This is a genomic window from Streptomyces sp. NPDC055025, from assembly GCF_053608565.1.
This window is the reverse complement of sequence record NZ_JBSGVS010000020.1, coordinates 12,428-32,742: the sequence shown is the minus strand read 5'-3', so window position 1 is coordinate 32,742 and position 20,315 is coordinate 12,428. Positions and strand designations below refer to the sequence as shown.

The following is a 20,315-nucleotide window of genomic DNA, read 5'->3' as shown; positions in this document are numbered from 1 at the left end:
TGTGGATCGAACGTATGCCTGAAGGTTCTTGAGGGTATTGAGGGTATTGAGCATGTTGAGAGTCATGAAAAGTCCGGAGTCTCATGAAGACTGCGAGCGGCAGCCTAGAGTCAACGCGCGTAGCACGACAGGGGGTCCCGGGTTACAAGCTGGTTGCCTTTGCGGGTGGGGAAGCTGTCGGGCGCAGGGCGGATCTGCGGTGCGGGGGCGGGGGCGCCGTACCCTCGATCCATGACTGACGCAGCAGCCCGCGAGCCCGGCCGGCAGATCCAGACCCTTGACGCGCTCACCCCGGAGCAGGCCGAGGACGTCCTCGACCTGCTCGCCGAGGCCGTCGCCTCGGACGGGGTACAGGCCGTCTCCGAGCAGGGCAGACTCCAGTTGCGCGGTGGACATCGCGAGGGCGTGCGGCACTTCCTGCTCAACGCCGAGGGGGGGCTTGTCGGTTACGGGCAGCTGGAGGACACCGATCCCGTCGAGGCCCCGGCCGCCGAGCTGGTCGTACGGCCCGGCTGCCGCGGTCAGGGCCATGGCCGGGCGCTGGGTGCCGCGCTGCTGGGCGCGTCCGGCAAGCGGCTGCGGGTGTGGGCACACGGCGGCAAGTCGGCCGCCCGGCATCTCGCCCAGGTGCTCGGGCTGACCCTCTTCCGCGAACTGCGCCAGCTGCGGCGCCCGTTGGGCTCGCCGGCCATCCCCGAGCCGGTGCTGCCCGCCGGGGTCACCATCCGTACGTTCGTACCGGGGCGGGACGACGCCGCCTGGCTCGCGGTCAACGCGGCGGCCTTCGCGCACCATCCGGAACAGGGCTCGCTGACCCAGCGCGATCTGGACGACCGCATGGCCGAGCCGTGGTTCGACCCGAAGGGCTTCTTCCTGGCCGAGCGCGAGGGCGAGCTGATCGGTTTCCACTGGACCAAGGTGCACGCCGAGGAGCAGCTCGGCGAGGTGTACGTCGTCGGCATCAGGCCCGACGCGCAGGGCGGCGGCCTCGGCAAGGCGCTCACCGGCGTCGGACTGCGCCATCTCGCGGCGCAGGGGCTGCCGACCGCGATGCTGTACGTGGACGCGGACAACGCGGCGGCGGTGACGGTGTACGAGCGGCTCGGCTTCCGCACGCACGAGGTGGACCTGATGTACCGCACGGAGTCCTGACGGGCGGCCCCGGGGGACTGACGGGCGGCCCGGAGCGCTGACCGACCGCCGCGGGGGACTGGCCGGCCGCCCCAGAGCACCGTCCGGCCGCCCCGGCCGATCAGGCGCCCCGACCGCCCCAAGGCTTGAAACGAGCGCTGGCGAACGGCCTCGGAGCACCGTCCGACGCCCCCGGGAGCCCGGCCGACGGGCCCGGACGCCCCGTCCCGCGGCCTCCTCATCGGCCCGCCCGGTCCGGTCGATCGGCCCGCCCGCCCCGACCGCCCCGGCCACCCCGCCCGACCGCCCAGTAACGTAACCCCGCGCACACGGCCCGTAACGGCGCGTGCCCCGGTGCACCCGTGTTTCCGTCGCGCCGGGGCGCCCCCGATCCGCTTCAGGACGCCCCCGGGGAGCCCCGCCCCGCTTTCCTTCACGTCATGTCACCGTTACCGGCCATTCAGACGGTCTTGCGACTCTCTCCCAATGCAGCCCGCTCTGCCCCCCTCATCGAACGGCAGGATCCGCCTCGCCCCTGCCCTCTCCGACGCGCCGGTCGTCCCCTCTGCGCGGAAGAATGGGGACATGAGCCAGCAGCCAGCCGAGGTACCGGTCCAGCAGACCCAGCCGTCCGTAGGTTTCATAACCGCCCACCGCCCCCACACGGTCGCCACGGCCTCCTCCGGCCTCGAACCCGATCTGGACTCCGACCTCGACGTGTACGAGGAGGACGGCGACCAGGAGGGAGACGAGCTGCCCCAGGGGCGGTTCCTCGACCGCGAGCGGAGCTGGCTCGCCTTCAACGAGCGCGTCCTGGAGCTCGCCGAGGACCCCGCGACCCCGCTGCTCGAACGGGCTAATTTCCTCGCCATCTTCGCGTCCAACCTGGACGAGTTCTTCATGGTCAGGGTGGCCGGCCTCAAGCGCCGTATCGCGACCGGCGTCGCCACCCGCTCCGCGTCGGGCCTCCAGCCCCGCGAGGTGCTCGATCTGATCTGGACCCGCTCGCGCGAGCTCATGGCCAGGCACGCCGCCTGCTATCAGCAGGACATCGCCCCCGCCCTGGCCGACGAGGGCATCCACATCATCCGGTGGCCCGAGCTGACCGACAAGGAACAGGCGCGTCTGTTCACACTTTTCCGACAGCAGATCTTCCCGGTCCTCACACCGCTGGCCGTCGACCCGGCGCACCCCTTCCCGTACATCTCCGGACTCTCGCTCAATCTGGCCGTCGTCGTGCGCAACCCCGTCAGCGGGCACCGCCACTTCGCCCGGGTCAAGGTGCCGCCGCTGCTCTCCCGCTTCCTGGAGGCCTCGCCGCAGCGGTACGTACCGCTGGAGGATGTGATCGCCGCCCACCTGGAGGAGCTGTTCCCCGGGATGGAGGTGCTGGCGCACCACATGTTCCGGGTGACCCGCAACGAGGACCTGGAAGTGGAGGAGGACGACGCCGAGAACCTCCTCAAGGCGCTGGAGAAGGAACTGATGCGGCGCCGCTTCGGCCCGCCGGTCCGTCTTGAGGTCGAGGAGTCGATCGACCCGTACATCCTCGATCTGCTGGTCCGCGAGCTGAAGGTGTCGGACGCCGAGGTCTATCCGCTGCCGGGACCGCTGGATCTGACGGCGCTCTTCGGGATCTCGCGGCTGGACCGGCCCGAGCTGAAGTACCCCAAGTTCATAGCGGGCACCCACCGCGATCTCGCCGAGGTGGAGTCCGCCTCCGCGCCGGACATATTCGCCGCGCTGCGCGAGCGCGACGTACTGCTGCACCACCCGTACGACTCGTTCTCGACCTCCGTCCAGGCCTTCCTGGAGCAGGCCGCGGCCGACCCGGACGTCCTGGCCATCAAGCAGACGCTGTACCGGACGTCCGGTGACTCGCCGATCGTGGACGCGCTGATAGACGCGGCCGAGTCGGGCAAGCAGGTCCTCGTCCTGGTCGAGATCAAGGCGCGCTTCGACGAGCAGGCCAACATCAAATGGGCGCGCAAGCTGGAGGAGTCCGGCTGCCATGTGGTGTACGGCCTGGTGGGGCTGAAGACGCACTGCAAGCTCTCGCTGGTGGTACGGCAGGAGGGCGACACCCTGCGCCGGTACAGCCATGTCGGTACGGGCAACTACCACCCGAAGACGGCGCGGCTGTACGAGGACTTCGGGCTGCTCACCGCGGACCCGCAGGTCGGCGCCGATCTGTCGGACCTGTTCAACCGGCTCTCGGGCTACTCGCGCCGGGAGACCTACCGCCGGCTGCTGGTCGCCCCGAAGTCGCTGCGTGACGGACTGATCGCCCGGATCAACAAGGAAGTCGCGCACCACCGGGCGGGACGGCCCGCCTATGTCCGTTTCAAGGTCAACTCGATGGTCGACGAAGCGATCATCGACGCCTGTTACCGGGCCTCGCAGGCGGGGGTGCCGGTCGATGTCTGGGTCCGTGGCATCTGTGCCCTGCGCCCAGGGGTCACGGGACTCTCGGAGAACATCCGGGTGCGGTCGATCCTGGGCCGCTTCCTGGAGCACTCCCGGGTCTTCGCCTTCGGCAACGGCGGGGAGCCGGAGGTCTGGCTCGGCAGCGCGGACATGATGCACCGCAATCTCGACCGGCGTATCGAAGCACTGGTCCGGGTCACCGATCCGGCTCACCGCGCGGCACTCACCCGGCTGCTGGAGACCGGGATGTCCGACGACACCTCCTCCTGGCACCTCGGCGCGGACGGCAACTGGACCCGGCATGCCACGGACCAGGACGGCCGGCCGCTGCGGAACGTACAGGAAATGCTCATAGACGCACGGAGGCGCCGGCGTGCAGCACCATGAAGTGGACATCGACCCCTTTACCGCGGGCGACACCGACCGTCTGACGGCGGGCGAGGTCCTGGCCGGACATCTGCACGCGCGCGCGGGGGACTTCCTGCGCGGGCTGCGGATGTACGGCGAGAGCGGTTCGGACACGGCGGCGGCCGAGGCCGCGGCCCGTACGCTGCGCGGCGCGGCGCGCAGGATCGGCGGCGGACTGCACACGTTCCGGCCGCTGCTCGACCCTGTCTGGGCCGACCAGCTCCGTACGGAACTGGGCTGGCTCTCCGGCACCCTGGCCCAGGAGCACGCCTGTACGAGCAGGCTGCACCGGCTGCTCGGAGCGCTGGCCCGGCTCTCGGGCGCGACGGCCACGCCCACGGCACGTACGGACGACCGGTCCGCGGCGGCGCCGCCCGGCACGCTCACGGTCGGGGCGTCCCGCGCGGGAGCGCTGCTGGACCGTCAGCTCACCCTCGCCCGGACCCGTGCCCACTCGGCGGCGCTCCAGGCGCTCGGCTCGTCGCGCTTCCACGCGGTGGCGGACGCGGTGGCCGTACTGGCCTCGGAGGTGCCGCTGGGGCCGATGGCCGCGGCCCCCGCCGTGGAGGTGCTCGCCGAACCGGGTGAGACCACGGAGCGGCAGCTGCTGGACGCCGTGGCCGCGCTGCCGCTGGCGCGCGCGGCGCATCCGTACAACGCGGAGGCCCTGGTCCACGGTCTCGCCACCGCGTCGGAGGGCGAGGCGCAGGACGCGCCCTGGCACCAGGTACGGCAGTTGCTGCGGCTGCACCGGTACGCGCAGGAGGTCTGGTGCGCGGGCGGCACCCCCGATCCGATGCTGCTCGGCGCGTGCCAGGCGCTGGACCGGCACCGGGACGCGGCCGAGGCGGCGGCAGCGGCGGCGAACGCGGCCCGTACCCCGCGGATCGCCCCGGCGACGGCGTACGCCCTGGGGGTGCTGCACGCGGACCAGCGCCTTGAGGTGGAGGCCGCGCGTTTCGCCTTCCAGCAGGTGTGGCAACAGATGTCGATGGCGGCGACCGCACCATGACCGGCCACGGTCACGACGACGGCCAAGGCCACGAGGGCGAGTACGAGCAAGGCCACGAGAGCGAGTACGAGTACGGGCACGCGTACGCGGGCGAACACGGGCGCGCGTACACGGACGACGGCGATGGCGAGTACACGTACGCGTACACCTACGAACGCGGCGACAGCGAAGGCGACGGGGGCGAACCCATGGCGGGGGCCGGGCACGGCAGGCCGGACGACACGGTGCTCGCGGCCGGCTGTGTCCTGTGGCGCCACCCCCGCGAGGGAGCCGAAGGTCCCGAGATCTGTCTGGTGCACCGGCCGAAGTACGACGACTGGTCGCACCCGAAGGGCAAGCTCAAGCGCGCGGAGGACACCCTGACGGGCGCGCTGCGCGAGGTGTACGAGGAGACCGGCCACCACTGCGCGCCCGGCGCCCGGCTCGGTACGGTCAGCTATCTGGCCCAGGGCCGTCCCAAGCGGGTCAGTTACTGGGCGGCCGAGGCGACGGACGGCGCCTTCACCCCGAGCGACGAGGTCGACCGCATAGTCTGGCTCGCTCCGGCGGCGGCCCGCGACCGGCTCACCCAGCCCCGCGACCGCATCCTGGTGGATGTCCTGCTGGACGCGCTGCACGCGACCTGATCCCGTCCTCGGGACATTTGGGCCGACGAGCGAATCGAGCATGATCAGCCGTCAGCAGTGGCATAAAGCGCCCCGAAGACGAGCTGATCCCTTCGAAAAAGAGGCCAGCACCGGTCCGTATGCCACGGTTCACTTTCCGTTCACCCTTCCCCGTCGGCGGCTTCACCTCATCTGCCTAATTTCGGGCTTACACGGTGACGGTTCACAGTGCCTCACCAACCACCCCGACACACGCCGCCGTCATCTCACGGGGACCGGCGGCTCTTGGAAGGAACACCCGAAGTGAAGCTTCAGCGCAAGAACGGGCTGCGTGCCACCGCGCTCGGTGCCCTCGCCGTCTCCGGCGCCCTGGTTCTCACGGCGTGTGGATCGGACGACAACACCAACCCCAGCGACGCGTCGTCGAAGCCCGCCGCCTCGGCGAACGCCGCTTGTGAGGGCGCCCAGGGCCAGCTTCTCGCGTCCGGTTCCAGCGCCCAGAAGAACGCCATGGACCTCTGGGTCCAGGGCTACATGGCCGCATGTCCTGGTGTGGAGGTCAACTACAAGTCGTCCTCCTCCGGTGAGGGCATCGTCGCCTTCAACCAGGGCACCGTCGGCTTCGCCGGCTCCGACTCGGCGCTCAAGCCCGAAGAGGTCGCCGACTCGAAGGAGATCTGCAAGGGCGGCCAGGGCATCAACCTGCCCATGGTCGGCGGTCCGATCGCGATCGGTTACCACCTGGAGGGTGTGGACAGCCTCGTCCTCGACGCCCCCACGCTCGCCAAGATCTTCGACAGCAAGATCAAGAGCTGGGACGACACGGCCATCGCCAAGCTGAACCCCGACGTCAAGCTCCCGAAGAAGCCCATCCAGGCCTTCCACCGCTCCGAGGACTCCGGCACCACGCAGAACCTCGGCAAGTACCTGAACGCGACCGCTTCCTCCGACTGGAAGTACGAGGCCGAGAAGAAGTGGCCCGCCCCCGGCGGCCAGGCTGCCTCCGGCTCCGCCGGTGTGGCCACCCAGGTGAAGCAGGTCGACGGCGCGATCGGTTACTTCGAGCTCTCCTACGCCACGTCGCAGCAGATCTCCACCGTCCAGATCGACACGGGTGCCAGCGCCCCCGTGGAGGCCACGTCCGACAACGCCTCCAAGGCCATCGCCGCCGCCACGATCAAGGGCACCGGCAAGGACCTGGCCCTGGAGCTGGACTACACCACCAAGGCCGACGGCGCCTACCCGATCGTCCTGGTGACCTACGAGATCGCCTGTGACACGGGCAACAAGGCCGAGACGCTTCCCACGGTCAAGTCCTTCCTGACCTACACCGCCAGCGACGAGGGCCAGAAGCTGCTCTCCGACGCCGGCTACGCCCCGATCCCCGCCGAGATCAACGCCAAGGTCCGCGAGACGGTCGCTTCCCTCTCGTAGTCCCCGGCACAGCAGGTGACAGCGGTCGGCCCGGCGCAACGCTCCGGGCCGACGGCCGTCCACCCATCCGGTGCACCGCCGCCAGGGGAGCCACCCCTCCCCCACACAGACCGGAAAGATCATGGCTTCCACCACACCTACAGACACCCCACCGGCTCCGCCGCTCAGCCCCAGGTCGGGCACCTCCACAGGGCGCGCGGGCGACAAGATCTTCTCGGGCCTCTCCCGGGGCTCGGGCATTCTGCTGCTCGTCATCATGGCGTCGATCGCGGGGTTCCTGACCTACCGCGCCGCCATCGCCCTCTCCAAGAACGAGGGCAACTTCCTCACCACGCTCGACTGGAACGCGTCCGCCGACCCGCCGGTCTTCGGTATCGCGGTCCTCTTCGTCGGTACGGTCGTCAGCTCGATCATCGCGATGATCATCGCCGTCCCGGTCGCCGTCGGCATCGCGCTCTTCATCTCGCACTACGCGCCGCGCAGACTGGCCGCGCCCATCGCGTACGTCGTCGACCTGCTCGCCGCCGTACCGAGCATCGTCTACGGACTCTGGGGCGCCCTCGTCCTCGTGCCGTATCTCGACGGCCTCAACCTCTGGCTCGACCAGTACTTCTCCTGGACGTACATCTTCGACCAGACCCAGCCGGGCGTCGCCCGCAACATGATGACCGTGGGCATCCTGCTGGCGATCATGATCCTGCCGATCGTGACCAGCGTCAGCCGGGAGGTCTTCCTCCAGGTCCCGCGGATGAACGAGGAGGCGGCCCTCGCACTGGGCGCCACCCGCTGGGAAGTCATCCGGCTCTCGGTTCTGCCGTTCGGACGCTCCGGTGTCATCTCCGCCTCGATGCTCGGCCTCGGCCGCGCGCTCGGCGAGACGATGGCCGTCGCCACGGTGCTCTCCCCGAACTATGTGCTCTCGCTCCATCTGCTCGACCCGGGCGGCGGTACGTTCGCCCAGAACATCGCGGCGAAGTTCGACGAGGCCTCCGAGACCGGGCGTGACGCCCTCATCGCCTCCGGTCTTGTGCTCTTCGTCCTCACCCTGCTGGTGAACGGCGCGGCCCGGCTGATCATCGCCCGCCGCAAGGAGTACTCGGGGGCCAACGCATGAGCCACACAGCCGTACAGCACGCACCGACCCCGCTGCCGCCCTCGGGCGGCGGGAAGAGCCTCAGCCGCCGGGGCCTCCCCCGCGGGGCGGCGGCCGGATTCGCCGTCGTCGCGATCCTCGTCGGCGTGGGCATCGGGGCCGCCGCCGGTCTCGACAGCAAGGTCCAGTGGGGCCTGATCGCCGCCATCGCCTTCCTCGTCATCTCGTATGTCACCACCTCGGTGGTGGAGAACAAGCGCCAGGCCAAGGACCGTCTCGCCACCAGCATCGTCTGGGTGTGCTTCGTCCTCGCCGTGATCCCGCTGTTCTCCCTGCTGTGGACCACGATCAGCCGTGGGGCGAAGGTCCTCGACCCGTACTTCCTCGGCCACTCCATGGCCGGTGTCCCCAGCGCCCAGCCGGGCGGTGGTGTCTATCACGCGCTCATCGGCACGCTGGAGCAGGTCGGCATCGCCACCCTGATCGCCACGCCGATCGGTCTGCTGACCGCCGTGTACCTGGTGGAGTACGGCAAGGGTTCGCTGGCGAAGGCCGTGACGTTCTTCGTGGACGTCATGACGGGCATCCCGTCCATCGTCGCGGGTCTGTTCATCCTGTCGCTCATGCTGATGACCGAGACCGACCCGTCCGGTCTGATGGGCTCGCTCGCCCTCACGATCCTGATGATCCCGGTCGTGGTCCGCTCCACCGAGGAGATGCTCAAGCTCGTACCGAACGAGCTGCGCGAGGCCTCACTGGCACTCGGTGTGCCGAAGTGGCGCACCATCCTCAAGGTCGTCCTGCCAACCGCGATCGGCGGTATCACCACTGGTGTGATGCTCGCCATCGCGCGTATCGCCGGTGAGACCGCGCCGGTCATGCTGCTCGTCTTCGGCAGTTCGCTGATCAACTCGAACCCGTTCGACGGTGCCCAGTCGTCGCTCCCCTTCTACATTTTCGACCAGTACAAGGCGGGCGAGGTCGCCGCGATCGACCGTGCGTGGGCCGCGGCCCTGGTGCTGATCGCCTTCGTCATGATCCTCAACCTGGTGGCGCGCGGCATCGCCCGCTGGAAGGCCCCGAAGACCGGCCGCTGAGGCCCGATATCCGGCTCCGCCGCGCGGGGCCACGAAAGAAGCAGTGATTGACATGGCCAAGCGAATCGATGTCAGCGGACTCTCCGCCTACTACGGCTCCCACCGGGCGATCGACGACATCTCCATGACCGTCGAGCCCCGCTCCGTGACGGCCTTCATCGGCCCGTCCGGCTGCGGCAAGTCCACGTTCCTGCGCACGCTGAACCGGATGCACGAGGTCACCCCCGGTGGCCGCGTCGAGGGCAAGGTCCTCCTGGACGACGAGAACCTGTACGGGCCGAACGTCGACCCGGTCGCCGTGCGCCGTACGGTCGGCATGGTCTTCCAGCGCCCGAACCCGTTCCCGACGATGTCGATCTTCGACAATGTCGCGGCGGGGCTGCGGCTGAACGGCACGGTACGCAAGAACCAGCTGGCCGAGGTCGTGGAGCGCTCCCTCAAGGGCGCCAACCTCTGGAACGAGGTCAAGGACCGGCTGAACAAGCCCGGCTCCGGTCTCTCCGGCGGCCAGCAGCAGCGTCTGTGCATCGCCCGCGCGATCGCGGTCGAGCCGGACGTACTGCTGATGGACGAGCCGTGCTCGGCGCTGGACCCGATATCGACCCTCGCCATCGAGGATCTGATCGGGGAGCTGAAGGAGCGCTTCACGATCGTCATCGTGACGCACAACATGCAGCAGGCGGCGCGCGTCTCGGACCGTACGGCGTTCTTCAACCTGGCCGCCGTCGGCCAGCCCGGCAAGCTCATCGAGATCGACGAGACCGAGCGCATCTTCGCCAACCCGTCCGTGCAGGCCACCGAGGACTACATCTCCGGCCGCTTCGGATAGGTCGTCAGGACCGTCCTGCGGTGCTGCATGGCGGTGCCACCGCACGACGAAGGGCCCGCCCCCTCTCCCAGGGGGGCGGGCCCACTTTCTTTGTCCGCTCTCTTCGTCCGCTTCCTTCGTCCGCTTCCTTCGTTCCTTCGTCCCGGGACCGGAGGCCGGTCAGCCGAACGTCAGGTCGACGATCCAGAAGCTCACCGCGGCCACCAGCGCGGCGGCCGGCATGGTGACGAACCAGCCGAGAATGATGTTCTTCGCGACGCCCCAGCGCACCGCGTTCACCCGCTTCGTCGCCCCGACCCCCATGATCGCCGAGGTGATGACATGCGTCGTCGAGATCGGCGCGTGAAACAGGAACGCCGAGCCGAACATGATCGACGCGCCGGTCGTCTCCGCCGCGAACCCCTGCGGCGGGTCCAGCTCGATGATCTTCCGGCCCAGCGTTCGCATGATGCGCCAGCCGCCCGCGTACGTACCCAGCGAGAGCATCACCGCGCACGCGATCTTCACCCAGACGGGAATCGAGTCGCCCGAGTCCTCCACATCGGCGATGACCAGGGCCATCACCACGATGCCCATCGTCTTCTGCGCGTCCTGGAGACCGTGTCCGAGCGCCATCCCGGCCGCGGACACGGTCTGGGCTATCCGGAAGCCGCGCTTGGCCTTGTGCGGGTTGGAGCGACGGAATATCCACAGGATCCCGACCATCACCAGATAGCCGACGAGCAGACCGACGAGCGGGGACACGAACATCGGGACGACGACCTTCTCCAGCACCCCGGACCAGATCACATCGGTGCCGCCGGCCAGCGCCGCGCCCACCATGCCGCCGAAGAGCGCGTGGGAGGACGAGGAGGGAAGCCCGTAGTACCAGGTGACCAGATTCCAGACGATCGCACCGACCAGCGCGGCGAAGAGGATGCCCATCCCCCTCGATCCATGAGGTGTCTCGATCAGACCCTCACTGACGGTCTTGGCGACCCCCTGGCCAAGGAACGCGCCCGCGAGATTCATCACCGCGGCCATCGCCAGAGCGGCGCGCGGCGTCAGCGCCCGGGTGGACACCGAGGTCGCGATGGCGTTCGCGGAGTCGTGGAAACCGTTGGTGTAGGTGAAGCCGAGCGCGACACCAATGGTCACGATCAGTGCGAAGGTGTCCACGTGGTTCAGGACTCCTTGACCGCGATGGTCTCCACCGTGTTCGCGACGTGCTCGAACGCGTCGGCGGCCTCCTCCAGCACATCGACGACCTGCTTGAGCTTGAGCACCTCCATCGCGTCGTACTTGCCGTTGAAGAGATGGGCCAGCAGTTTGCGGTGGATCTGGTCGGCCTGGTTCTCCAGCCGGTTGACCTCGATCCAGTACTCGGTGAGGTTGCTCATCGTCCGCAGGTGCGGCATGGCCTCCGCGGTCAGTTCGGCGGCCCTGGCCAGTACCTCGATCTGCTGCTCCACGCCCTTGGGCAGCTCCTCGATGTTGTAGAGGACGACCAGGTCGACGGCCTCCTCCATGAAGTCCATGATGTCGTCGAGGGAGGACGCGAGATTGTAGATGTCCTCGCGGTCGAAGGGCGTGATGAAGGAGGAGTTGAGCTGATGGAAGATCGCGTGAGTCGCGTCGTCGCCCGCGTGCTCCGCCGCCCGCATCCGCTCCGCGATCTCGGTCCGGGCGGAGGAATCCGCCCCGAGGAGTTCCATCAGGAGTTTCGAGCCCGTGACGATGTTGTCCGCGGACGCGGCGAACATGTCATAGAAGCTCGTCTCCCTGGGGGTCAGACGAAAGCGCACCTGGGGTCCTCGGGTTACATGGAATTCGGTCAGGGTGATGCTAGGCGCATCATCCGGCCACTGCTAAGCGGCAAGTCCCAAGTGTCGCCCATCAGACAAGGTGATAAGCACAGGGCCCTGCCCCAAGGCCCACAGACAGGTACCATATACCCACGAGGGGTATAACTACCCTTTTCGGACAGAGCGCTGAAACACAGCGGACACACAGCAGGAGGACGCGATGACGACCACCGAGGCGGCCGGCGCGGCGACGAGCGACGCGCCCTCCGCCATCACCGACCACGACCGCGGTGTGCACGGATATCACCAGCAGAAGGACGAGCACCTCAAGCGGCTGCGCAGGATCGAGGGGCAGATCCGGGGCCTTCAGCGGCTGGTCGACGAGGACGTCTACTGCATCGACATACTGACCCAGGTCTCCGCCTCGACGAAGGCCCTCCAGTCCTTCGCGCTCCAGCTCCTGGAGGAGCATCTGCGCCACTGCGTGGCCGATGCCGCGATCAAGGGCGGGGATGAAATCGACGCGAAGGTGGAGGAAGCGACCAAGGCGATCGCCCGGCTGCTCCGTACCTGACGCCGTATCCAACGCCGTAGGTGACACCTCATCTGTGCGCGATGTCACCTTCGCGCCCGACATCCCCTTCGTACCCGACGCCGCCTTTGTGCCCGATGTCACAGGCATAACCCGATGTCACCGGCGTAAGGGGAGAACGGCGCGGGGAGTACGGACGTACCGGCCGGGGCGCGGAGGGACCGCGCCCCGCCAGGGGTCTCACTCCCAGGAAGGCTCCCCGAACAGGGCCCGCTCGGCGGACTCCTCCAGCAGCGCCCGCTCGGACTCCTCCAGGAGAGCCCGCTCGGCCGTCACATTCAGCACCTCGTCGATACGGTCCGGGCTGAGCCGGTCCTCGTCCGCGGCGGACGCCGCGATCATCAACTCACCGCACAACTCGATCTCGGCGAGGGCGACGTGGTCCTGGACGGTCGGCGTACGCAACAGAGCCACGTGCTATCACCTCTTCCTGCCGGTGTCGACTTCCTAGCGTAGGGAGGGTGATACACACCGCGCATGGCACGTCCGGACCATTTCCGCCTTGGTTCTCCGCCGTTACGGCCGGATCCGATCTTGCCGATCCGTGATCCGGCCGCCCCGGTCACGTTCCGCCGGGACGTCCGCCGGGAGCCGGCAGGAGTCCGCGGGAGCCGGCGCCCATACCCCGCCGGGAGCCCGCGCCCAGGCCCCGATCTCCGCGCGCCCAGGCCCTGATCCCCTCGGGCTCAGGCCTTGATCTCCCCGGCGAAGATGTCGTCGGACGGGGGCAGCGCCACGGAGACCGTGAACCCGAACGCGTACAGCAGGGTGGTCGACGCGACATCGACCGTATGCCCCTGATTGACATAGCTGAACTGGTGCCTGACCTTGCGCAGCCGCCCGTCCTCGTCCAGATACGCGTCGAACGGCACCGCGTCCTCGCCGAACCCCTTGGCCGCGGCGGCCAGGGCCTCGCGGGCGTACGGCGCCGCGGACCGCGCGGCCCCGCCGATATAGGTGGTGCCCCGGTAGTGCCACACCCGGGTGCCCGCCAGATCCTGTTCCCCGACAAAGGACACATTCCGGGCGGCGCGCAGCAGTTCGGCCGCCGTCAGCGGATCGGTCGCCCCGCCCGTGACCAGATTCCCGTCCTCCAGGGTGGTCGAATCCACCCTGACCCACTTGTCGGCGGGCACCCCGGCTCCGCGGTTCTTCATGTACAGCGCGGCGGGCGAGAGCAGTTCGGTGATGGGCCGGTGCCGGTTCACCCCGGCGGGGTCCTTCGGCAGCACGACCCTGAGCCGCCCCATCCGCCGCGTGAAGTCGTATCCGCCCTCGCCCCGGATGGTCACGCGCGTCCCGCCGGCCGCCATCTCCATGGACGTACGGGCCTTCGAACTGCCCGCCGCGAGCAGCACGTCGGCCGCCCTGAGCACCGCTCCCGGGTCCGGGCTCGGCCGGTCGTCGGCCACGGCCCCGCCGCTTCCCGAGCAGCCGGCGCCCGTGGCGACGACGCCTGCCACGGCCACGACGGCGAACGCCACGTTCCTGCGTCTGTGCTGCCGCACCACCATCGCCTGCCAACCCCCAACGCCTGGCCGTCGCTTGTCCGAAGCCCACCCGTTCCGGATAACGACGCCCCGCGTTCCCCGTCACGCCGGGCCCCGCCATGAGGCACGGAGACCTCGGTACCGTGGAGTTCGTGTACGAGCGAGACACCTCCGGTCCCCCCACCGCCACTTCGCCCCCCGCCTCGGCGTCCGACCCCTCCCCCGGGTCCTCTCCCGCCCCTTTATCCCACTCCAAATCGCCCCATAGCAGCCCATCTCATACCACTTCGACCATAGAGCGCGGTTCGTTCTGTCTGGCCCGCTGCTCATGCGGCTGGACCGGCCCCGCCCGCAGATCCCGTGACCGCGCCCGTACGGACGCGGCGTCCCACGCACCACAGGGCTGAGACGGAACCCTCCTGTCCGGAATCTCTCATTCCGCAACCGTGGGTTCCTGAGGCACACTTCCCTCCTCAGGAGGTCGTCATATGGAACGGCGCACAGTGCTCACCGCGGCGGCCGCCGCCCTCACCGCGGCGGCCGCGTCCGCGTGTTCGGCCGGCGGTCCCGACCGCCCCGCGGGCACGGGCGGCACGGGCGACGGCAAGGGCGGACCGCCCGGCGGTACGGATCCGACGCCCAGTGGTACGGGAAAGTCCCCGGCCGGCGCCCCGGACTGGGCCGCGCTGGCGGAAGGGCTCGACGGGGATCTCGTACGCCCGGACGACGCGGCGTACCCGACGGCCCGCCAGCTCTACAACACCCGCTTCGACTCCCTGAAGCCCGCCGCCGTCGCGTACGCCGCCGGCGAGGACGACATCAAGGAGTGCCTCGCCTTCGCCAGGGCCCATGGCACCCCCGTCTCGATCCGCGGCGGCGGTCACTCCTACGCGGGCTGGTCCAGCGGCAACGGCCGTCTCGTCATCGACATATCGAAGCTCGACTCGCTCGAACACGCGGCCACGGACGGGATCGTCGGCGCCGGCGCCCGGCTCGGCGACGTCTACCGCACCCTCGCCGAACAGGGCCGTACGATCCCCGCCGGATCCTGCCCCACCGTCGGCGTGTCCGGGCTCACCCTCGGCGGCGGACACGGGGTGGCCGCCCGCGCGTACGGCCTCACCTGCGACAGCCTCACCTCCGCCACCCTCATCACCGCCGACGGCCGGCGGCTGACCGCCGACGCCGGACAGAACGAGGATCTCTTCTGGGCGCTGCGCGGCGCCGGGAACGGCAACTTCGGCGTCGTCACCGAACTGCGCTTCCGTACGCACCCCGCACCCGAGAGCGTCTCCGCCTTTCTGAGCTGGCCGTGGTCGAAGGCCGAGACGCTGCTCGCCGCCTGGCAGCGATGGGGTCCGGACCAGCCGGACGAGATCTGGTCCTCGCTCCATCTCTCCGCGGGTCCCGGCGGCGCCGCCCCCACCGTCTCCCTGTCCGCCTTCTCCCTCGGCGACGAGGACGATCTGAAGAACGCGCTCGACCGGCTCGCCGACGGCGCGGGCGGTCCCGGCCCGGCGAGCTCCATATCACTGCGGCAGCGCGGTTACGGGGACGCGATGCTGGTGTACGGCGGCTGCTCCGGACTCGACGAGGAGCAGTGCCATCTGCCCGGTACGACGCCGGGCCGCAGCGAGCGGGGCGCGCTCCAGCGCGAGACCTACGCCGCGGCCTCGGACTTCTACGACCGGTCCCTCTCCCCCGCCGGGCTGCGCGCCCTCGTCTCGGCCGCCGAGGCCTTCACCCGGCTCCCGCCGGACGGGAACGGGAACGGCGGCGGGGGCAGCGCCGGCTCCCTCGCCCTCACGGCGCTCGGCGGCGCGGTCAACCGCGTGGATCCGCTCGCCACGTCCTTCGTCCACCGGGGCTCGCGGATCCTGGCGCAGTACATCGCCGCCTGGCAGCCCGGCACCTCCGGATCGGCGGAGCGGGCGTGGCTGGAAAACACCCACGCTTCGCTGCGCCGGCACGCGTCGGGCGCGGCGTACCAGAACTACGCGGACCCGACGCTGACGGACTGGCGTACGGCCTACTACGGTCCCGCCGCGGACCGGCTGACGCGGCTGAAGAAGCAGTACGACCCGGACCGGCTCTTCGATTTCCCGCAGGCGCTCTGACCGCGGGGAGGCGGTGAGACGGGGGCTCCGGCCGACCGGGGACGGGCGCTCCGGCCGATTTTCACGGGCGACCGGCTGCCCGGTACCGGCCGGTCGCTGTCGCCCGTACGGCCCACCGAGGTGGCCGTACGGTCCGCCGGGCGATGCTCTGGTAGGTAGCACGTAGGCAGCAGGAGGGGGCACACCCGGCATTCCCGACTCCCAAGGGCGTACCCATGGACCGACAAGGACCCCGGATAGCCACGCTCACGACGGCCACCGTTCTGCTCGTCGCACTCGGCGGCGCCGCCGCCACGGCGGTGGACAGGCCGAAGGAGCCGAGCGAACTGACACTCATCAACACCGGCGTGGGCCAGGTGCTGGCCGACGAGAACGGCAATCCGCTCTATCTGCGGCTGGCCGACAAACCGGACCGACCCGAGTGCGCCGGCAAGTGCGCCACCACCTGGCCCGCGGCGGTCGGCTTCCCGACAAAGGCGACGGGCGTCATCGGGGAGACCGCGCAGACTCCGCTGAACGCGGCCAACAGCGACCAGCCGCACGTCATCTACAACACGCACCCGCTCTACTACTACAAGGAGGACCGGCCGAACCAGCCGAAGGGCCAGAACGTGGACGGCTTCAGTCTGGTCTCCGCGGACGGCAGGGCGGTGACGGACCGGAACGGCTCGGCGGCGACCTCGCCCCAGGCGAAGCCGTCGGCGTCGCGCACGGCGTCGTCCACGTCGAAGGCGAAGCCCCCGGCCTCGAAGACACCGGCCGCGAAGGCGCCGACCTCGAAGACCTCGAAGACGCCGAAGCCACCGAAGCCGCCCACGCCCGCGAACTCGGCGGGTGGACGGGTGCCCGCGCCGCGGACCACCACCGCCGCTCCCACCCGGGTCCCCCCGCGCATCACTCCCCAGCCGCAGGCCCCCGCGGCGACCTCGACGCGGGGGCCTGCGCCGAAGCCGGTGCCGTCGGTGGCGCCCGTGGGACCCGTGAGGCCGGGAACCAGTACGACGGGGACAGGGACGGGGACCAGTACGACGGGGACAGGGACGACGGGAACGAGCACCGGCAAGGACACCGTCCCCGGGCCCTCCGTCGGGAACCTCCAGATCACCCCGTCCGGCGCGGCCCGAGGCGGCGCGGACCACCTGACCGCCACCGACTCGGTGGTACGCAGGACCGGCACGGCCGAACTCACCCTCGCCATCGGCACCACCGCGGCGGCGGCCCTCGGCACGATCCTCGTGGTGCGCCGTGGCCGGCGCCGCGCCACGGGTGACCACCACTGACCGGAACGGCGGGGCCGGCGGGCCCGGACGACCGCAGGGCGCGTAAAACACACAGGGCGAGCCGTACGGACAGCCCGGACAGGGCGGGCCGACCGTCGCGGTCGACCAGCCTGGGCAGGGGGCCGGACAGGGCGGACAGGGCGGACCGAATGCTCGCCGTCCTCTTCGTCCTCGCGGTTCTGTGCGCCGTGGCCGGTGCCCTGCTCTATCTGCTCCCGCAGCGGCCGGCACCCGTGACGGACACGGCCGAACCCCGCCCGGTCGAGGTCACGGACCCGCCCTCCGCCCCCGTACGGCTGCGCGTCCCGGTGCTCGGACTGACCGCGGACGTACTGCCGCTCGGGGTGGACGACAACGGCGCGCTGGACGCGCCGGGGTTCCGCAACGCGATGAAGGTCGGCTGGTACGCCCTGGGCCCGCGCCCCGGAGAACGCGGCCCGGCCGTACTGGTCGGCCACCGGGACGCCCCGGCCAACCCCGGCAGCGTCCCGGTGCGCAACGGCCGCGACAACATCAAGAACGCGGTCTTCGCCAAGATCGGCCGGCTGCTCCCCGGCGATCTGGTCGAGACGGAGCTGGGCGACGGGCGGCGGCTGCCGTTCCGGGTGACGGAGGTCAACACGTACCCGACGAAGAACTTCCCGACGGACGTGGTCTACGGACCGGTGCCGAACTCACAGCTACGGCTGATCACCTGCGGCGGGGTCATCGACGCCCAGGGCCACTGGGATTCGAACGTGGTGGTCAGCGCGGTGGCGTCACGCGAGGACCCCTCGTAGGGCGTCTGTCACACGGATCCGCGGGAGTCCGTACAGATCCATACAGAGCGCGCGTACGGATTAGGCGTACGGATCGTAGGAGCGCGCGTACGGATTACGCGGCGAGATTGTTGTCGTCGGGGCGCGGCTCGGGGATACCGAGGGGCCGCGTCCCGCCCACGGCGCCGCAGCCCCCCGCGAGATCGGCCTCGCGCGCGGCCCGTGACCGTACGGCCCAGCCGGCCCGTCGCGAACGGGAGACCGCGGACACCAGCGGCGTCAGCAGGGCGAGCGCGAGGGGGGTGAGCAGCAGGGCGACGGCCGTACCGAGCGCGAAGCCGCCGATCACATCGGTCGGGTAGTGGACGCCCATATAGACCCGGCAGAAGCCTTCGAGGAGTGCCAGCCCGATCGCGGCCAGACCGAATTTACGGTGGGCGATGAAGACCCCGGCGCCGATGGCCATCGCCATGGTGGCGTGATCGCTGACGAACGAGTAGTCCGTCTTGCCCGCCACCAGGACTTCCACGCCCTTGTGGTCCAGGAACGGTCTCGGCCGTTCCACGAAGCCCCGGATGGGGATGTTGATCAGCAGCGCGACGGCGGCGGCGAGCGGCGCCCAGAGGAGTCCGACGACGGTGGTGACGGAGTCCTCCGCCGTTCCGCTTCGGCGCACGCTCCACCAGCACCAGAGCACGATGAGCACCAGCGCGGCCATGATCCCGTACTCGCCGGCGAACTCCATGACGCGGTCGAACCACAACGGTGCGCCCTTGGCGAGCCCATTGATGTCATAGAGCAGGCTGACATCGGGGTTCGACCCATCCAGTGCGAGTCCAGCCATCTGCTGCGGCCCCTTGCCTTGTCACCCGGCGCGCCGCAGATCCGCGCGCACCGCCTCCACCAACCCCCGTGGTCGGTACGGAACATGCCGCGTGATCAATACCCGGCTGTTGTCCAGGGAACGGCGTACTCACCGTCTACGTTCCGCTCTCCACCGAACGATCACCATGACGTTATCGAAGAGTGACACGTCGTCCCAGTTCAGACGGCCGCCGAGAGGGAGAGTTCCGGCCATGCGGGGTGCTGCCGGGGGGCCGAGGAGCCGCCGAGGAGCCAGGGGTCCGGGAGGCCCAGGTCGACCCCGGGCGGCCCGGAGCCACCCGGGGAGGAGACCCCTGGGGAGTCCGCCGTCAGACGGCCGGCCGGCTCTCCGGGAGATCGGTCGGCAGCGATTTGGCACCGTCCTCGGTGACCCGCGTGGCCCCGAAGTAGTCCGGGGTGTCGATCTTGTCGAAGCGGATCACGGCCCCCGTGTACGGCGCGTTGATCATGTACCCGCCGCCCACATACAGACCCACATGCCGGATGGTCCGCGAGTTCGTCAGATCGTCCGAGAAGAAGACGAGGTCACCGGGGAGCAGCTCGTCGCGCGAGGGGTGCTCACCGGCGTTGTACTGGTCATTGGCGACCCGGGGCAGCTCGATCCCCACGGTCCGGTACGCGGCCTGCGTCAGCCCGGAACAGTCGAACCGCCCGCCCTGGTCGGCCGTACCGTTCCCGCCCCAGAGATAGGGCGTGCCGAGTTTCTGCTGCGCGAAGTAGATGGCCGAGGCGGCCTGCCGCGACGGCTCGACGCGCCCGATGGGCCGGGCGAAGCTCTTCTCCAGCGTCCGGATGACCTTGACGTAGTTCTGGGTCTCCCGGTACGGCGGAACGCCGCCGTACTTGATGACGGCGTAGGCCCCCGCGTTGTACGCCGCGAGCATGTTGTTGGTCGCGTCCCCGGGCACGTCCTTGACGTATCCGGCCAATTCGCAGTCGTAGGAGGCGGCGGACGGAATCGCGTCGGCCGGGTCCCAGATGTCCCGGTCCCCGTCACCGTCCCCGTCGATCCCGTGCGCCTGCCAGGTCCCGGGGATGAACTGCCCGATGCCCCTGGCGTCGGCGGGACTCTGGGCGCTGGGGTTCCACCCGCTCTCCTGGTACAACTGCGCGGCGAGCAGCGCGGGATTGATGGCGGGACAGTAGTTGCCCCACTTCTGCACAAGCGGCTGATACGCGGCGGGCACGGCCCCCTTGGCCAGCCCCACCCTCCCCCCGCCGCCGACCAGCCCGGCGGCGGCGGAATAGGTCCCCACGACGAGCAGGGCCACAAACCCCATCCCGACCCCACCGACAGCGGCCACGACCAGCCATGCCTTACGCACCGTCAAACACCCTCCGCGTCAGGGCCACCAGTCCCGCCCCAGTCTAGG

General features: G+C 69.9%; 18 protein-coding genes. 12 read left to right on the top strand and 6 right to left on the bottom strand.

Translation table 11 applies throughout. The annotated features are described in order from the left end of the window. Positions 1–231 precede the first annotated feature (231 nt). From mshD to pstB, 8 genes are all read left to right on the top strand, one after another. Entirely contained in the window at positions 232–1,152 is a 921-nt protein-coding gene (gene mshD / locus ACWGDX_RS14635; RefSeq protein ID WP_383037776.1) for a mycothiol synthase, read from the top strand. A gap of 564 nt (positions 1,153–1,716) precedes the next feature. Continuing rightward, the gene (locus ACWGDX_RS14630) at positions 1,717–3,945 is read left to right on the top strand and encodes an RNA degradosome polyphosphate kinase (RefSeq protein ID WP_453625542.1); all 2,229 of its coding nucleotides are present in this window, start codon (positions 1,717–1,719) and stop codon (positions 3,943–3,945) included. Continuing rightward, positions 3,932–4,978 (top strand): CHAD domain-containing protein, encoded by a 1,047-nt coding sequence (locus ACWGDX_RS14625; protein ID WP_453625540.1) that lies wholly within the window; start codon positions 3,932–3,934, stop codon positions 4,976–4,978. The genes ACWGDX_RS14630 and ACWGDX_RS14625 overlap by 14 nt, the downstream gene beginning before the upstream one ends. A gap of 188 nt (positions 4,979–5,166) precedes the next feature. Continuing rightward, complete coding sequence (locus ACWGDX_RS14620; protein WP_382855118.1) at positions 5,167–5,604, top strand: NUDIX hydrolase; 438 nt, start codon at positions 5,167–5,169, stop codon at positions 5,602–5,604. A gap of 282 nt (positions 5,605–5,886) precedes the next feature. After that, positions 5,887–7,017, top strand: a complete 1,131-nt coding sequence (gene pstS, locus ACWGDX_RS14615) for a phosphate ABC transporter substrate-binding protein PstS (RefSeq protein WP_453625539.1) — start codon at positions 5,887–5,889, stop codon at positions 7,015–7,017. A 121-nt stretch (positions 7,018–7,138) separates the two neighbouring features. After that, a complete protein-coding gene (gene pstC, locus ACWGDX_RS14610; protein WP_453625537.1) occupies positions 7,139–8,131 on the top strand; it encodes a phosphate ABC transporter permease subunit PstC in 993 nt (330 codons plus the stop codon). Then, complete coding sequence (pstA, locus tag ACWGDX_RS14605) at positions 8,128–9,207, top strand: phosphate ABC transporter permease PstA (RefSeq protein WP_453625536.1); 1,080 nt, start codon at positions 8,128–8,130, stop codon at positions 9,205–9,207. Before pstC ends, pstA begins: the two co-directional genes overlap by 4 nt. Positions 9,208–9,259: 52 nt before the next feature. Then, the gene (pstB, locus tag ACWGDX_RS14600; protein WP_453625534.1) at positions 9,260–10,036 is read left to right on the top strand and encodes a phosphate ABC transporter ATP-binding protein PstB; all 777 of its coding nucleotides are present in this window, start codon (positions 9,260–9,262) and stop codon (positions 10,034–10,036) included. A gap of 159 nt (positions 10,037–10,195) precedes the next feature. On the opposite strand, the gene ACWGDX_RS14595 is transcribed toward pstB, so the two are convergent. Together ACWGDX_RS14595 and ACWGDX_RS14590 are read right to left on the bottom strand one after the other, a co-directional pair. Beyond that, complete coding sequence (locus tag ACWGDX_RS14595; RefSeq protein ID WP_453625532.1) at positions 10,196–11,194, bottom strand: anion permease; 999 nt, start codon at positions 11,192–11,194, stop codon at positions 10,196–10,198. Positions 11,195–11,199: 5 nt separating this feature from the next. Next, complete coding sequence (locus ACWGDX_RS14590; protein ID WP_453625530.1) at positions 11,200–11,820, bottom strand: DUF47 domain-containing protein; 621 nt, start codon at positions 11,818–11,820, stop codon at positions 11,200–11,202. 220 nt (positions 11,821–12,040) lie between these two features. Between ACWGDX_RS14590 and ACWGDX_RS14585 the strand changes: the two genes are divergently transcribed. Then, positions 12,041–12,394 (top strand): metal-sensitive transcriptional regulator, encoded by a 354-nt coding sequence (locus ACWGDX_RS14585; protein WP_453625529.1) that lies wholly within the window; start codon positions 12,041–12,043, stop codon positions 12,392–12,394. A gap of 198 nt (positions 12,395–12,592) precedes the next feature. Here ACWGDX_RS14585 and ACWGDX_RS14580 read toward each other — a convergent pair whose 3' ends face one another. Together ACWGDX_RS14580 and ACWGDX_RS14575 are read right to left on the bottom strand one after the other, a co-directional pair. Then, the gene (locus ACWGDX_RS14580) at positions 12,593–12,826 is read right to left on the bottom strand and encodes a hypothetical protein (protein WP_453625527.1); all 234 of its coding nucleotides are present in this window, start codon (positions 12,824–12,826) and stop codon (positions 12,593–12,595) included. Between the two features lie 272 nt (positions 12,827–13,098). Further along, positions 13,099–13,926: a hypothetical protein gene (locus tag ACWGDX_RS14575; protein ID WP_453625525.1), complete on the bottom strand. Its 828-nt coding sequence runs from the start codon at positions 13,924–13,926 to the stop codon at positions 13,099–13,101. A 464-nt stretch (positions 13,927–14,390) separates the two neighbouring features. Here ACWGDX_RS14575 and ACWGDX_RS14570 point away from each other — a divergent pair, with 464 nt between their 5' ends. From ACWGDX_RS14570 to ACWGDX_RS14560, 3 genes are all read left to right on the top strand, one after another. After that, entirely contained in the window at positions 14,391–16,019 is a 1,629-nt protein-coding gene (locus ACWGDX_RS14570) for an FAD-binding oxidoreductase (RefSeq protein WP_453625523.1), read from the top strand. A gap of 215 nt (positions 16,020–16,234) precedes the next feature. Beyond that, positions 16,235–17,299, top strand: a complete 1,065-nt coding sequence (locus ACWGDX_RS14565) for a hypothetical protein (protein ID WP_453625521.1) — start codon at positions 16,235–16,237, stop codon at positions 17,297–17,299. A 149-nt stretch (positions 17,300–17,448) separates the two neighbouring features. Continuing rightward, complete coding sequence (locus ACWGDX_RS14560) at positions 17,449–18,078, top strand: sortase domain-containing protein (protein ID WP_453625519.1); 630 nt, start codon at positions 17,449–17,451, stop codon at positions 18,076–18,078. Positions 18,079–18,172: 94 nt separating this feature from the next. Here the strand turns inward: ACWGDX_RS14560 and ACWGDX_RS14555 are convergent, their stop codons facing one another. Continuing rightward, entirely contained in the window at positions 18,173–18,901 is a 729-nt protein-coding gene (locus ACWGDX_RS14555) for a phosphatase PAP2 family protein (RefSeq protein ID WP_453625517.1), read from the bottom strand. Between the two features lie 349 nt (positions 18,902–19,250). Beyond that, positions 19,251–20,222 (bottom strand): C40 family peptidase, encoded by a 972-nt coding sequence (locus tag ACWGDX_RS14550; protein WP_453625683.1) that lies wholly within the window; start codon positions 20,220–20,222, stop codon positions 19,251–19,253. Positions 20,223–20,315: the final 93 nt, after the last annotated feature.

Excerpts from the sequence above, each read along its gene's own strand:
- mshD (WP_383037776.1), top strand. The coding sequence starts at position 232 with ATGACTGACGCAGCAGCCCGCGAGCCCGGCCGGCAGATCCAGACCCTT.
- ACWGDX_RS14630 (WP_453625542.1), top strand. The coding sequence starts at position 1,717 with ATGAGCCAGCAGCCAGCCGAGGTACCGGTCCAGCAGACCCAGCCGTCC.
- ACWGDX_RS14620 (WP_382855118.1), top strand. The coding sequence starts at position 5,167 with ATGGCGGGGGCCGGGCACGGCAGGCCGGACGACACGGTGCTCGCGGCC.
- pstC (WP_453625537.1), top strand. The coding sequence starts at position 7,139 with ATGGCTTCCACCACACCTACAGACACCCCACCGGCTCCGCCGCTCAGC.
- pstA (WP_453625536.1), top strand. The coding sequence starts at position 8,128 with ATGAGCCACACAGCCGTACAGCACGCACCGACCCCGCTGCCGCCCTCG.
- pstB (WP_453625534.1), top strand. The coding sequence starts at position 9,260 with ATGGCCAAGCGAATCGATGTCAGCGGACTCTCCGCCTACTACGGCTCC.
- ACWGDX_RS14585 (WP_453625529.1), top strand. The coding sequence starts at position 12,041 with ATGACGACCACCGAGGCGGCCGGCGCGGCGACGAGCGACGCGCCCTCC.
- ACWGDX_RS14575 (WP_453625525.1), bottom strand. The coding sequence starts at position 13,926 with ATGGTGGTGCGGCAGCACAGACGCAGGAACGTGGCGTTCGCCGTCGTG.
- ACWGDX_RS14570 (WP_453625523.1), top strand. The coding sequence starts at position 14,391 with ATGGAACGGCGCACAGTGCTCACCGCGGCGGCCGCCGCCCTCACCGCG.
- ACWGDX_RS14565 (WP_453625521.1), top strand. The coding sequence starts at position 16,235 with ATGGACCGACAAGGACCCCGGATAGCCACGCTCACGACGGCCACCGTT.
- ACWGDX_RS14560 (WP_453625519.1), top strand. The coding sequence starts at position 17,449 with ATGCTCGCCGTCCTCTTCGTCCTCGCGGTTCTGTGCGCCGTGGCCGGT.
- ACWGDX_RS14555 (WP_453625517.1), bottom strand. The coding sequence starts at position 18,901 with ATGGCTGGACTCGCACTGGATGGGTCGAACCCCGATGTCAGCCTGCTC.
- ACWGDX_RS14550 (WP_453625683.1), bottom strand. The coding sequence starts at position 20,222 with ATGGGGTTTGTGGCCCTGCTCGTCGTGGGGACCTATTCCGCCGCCGCC.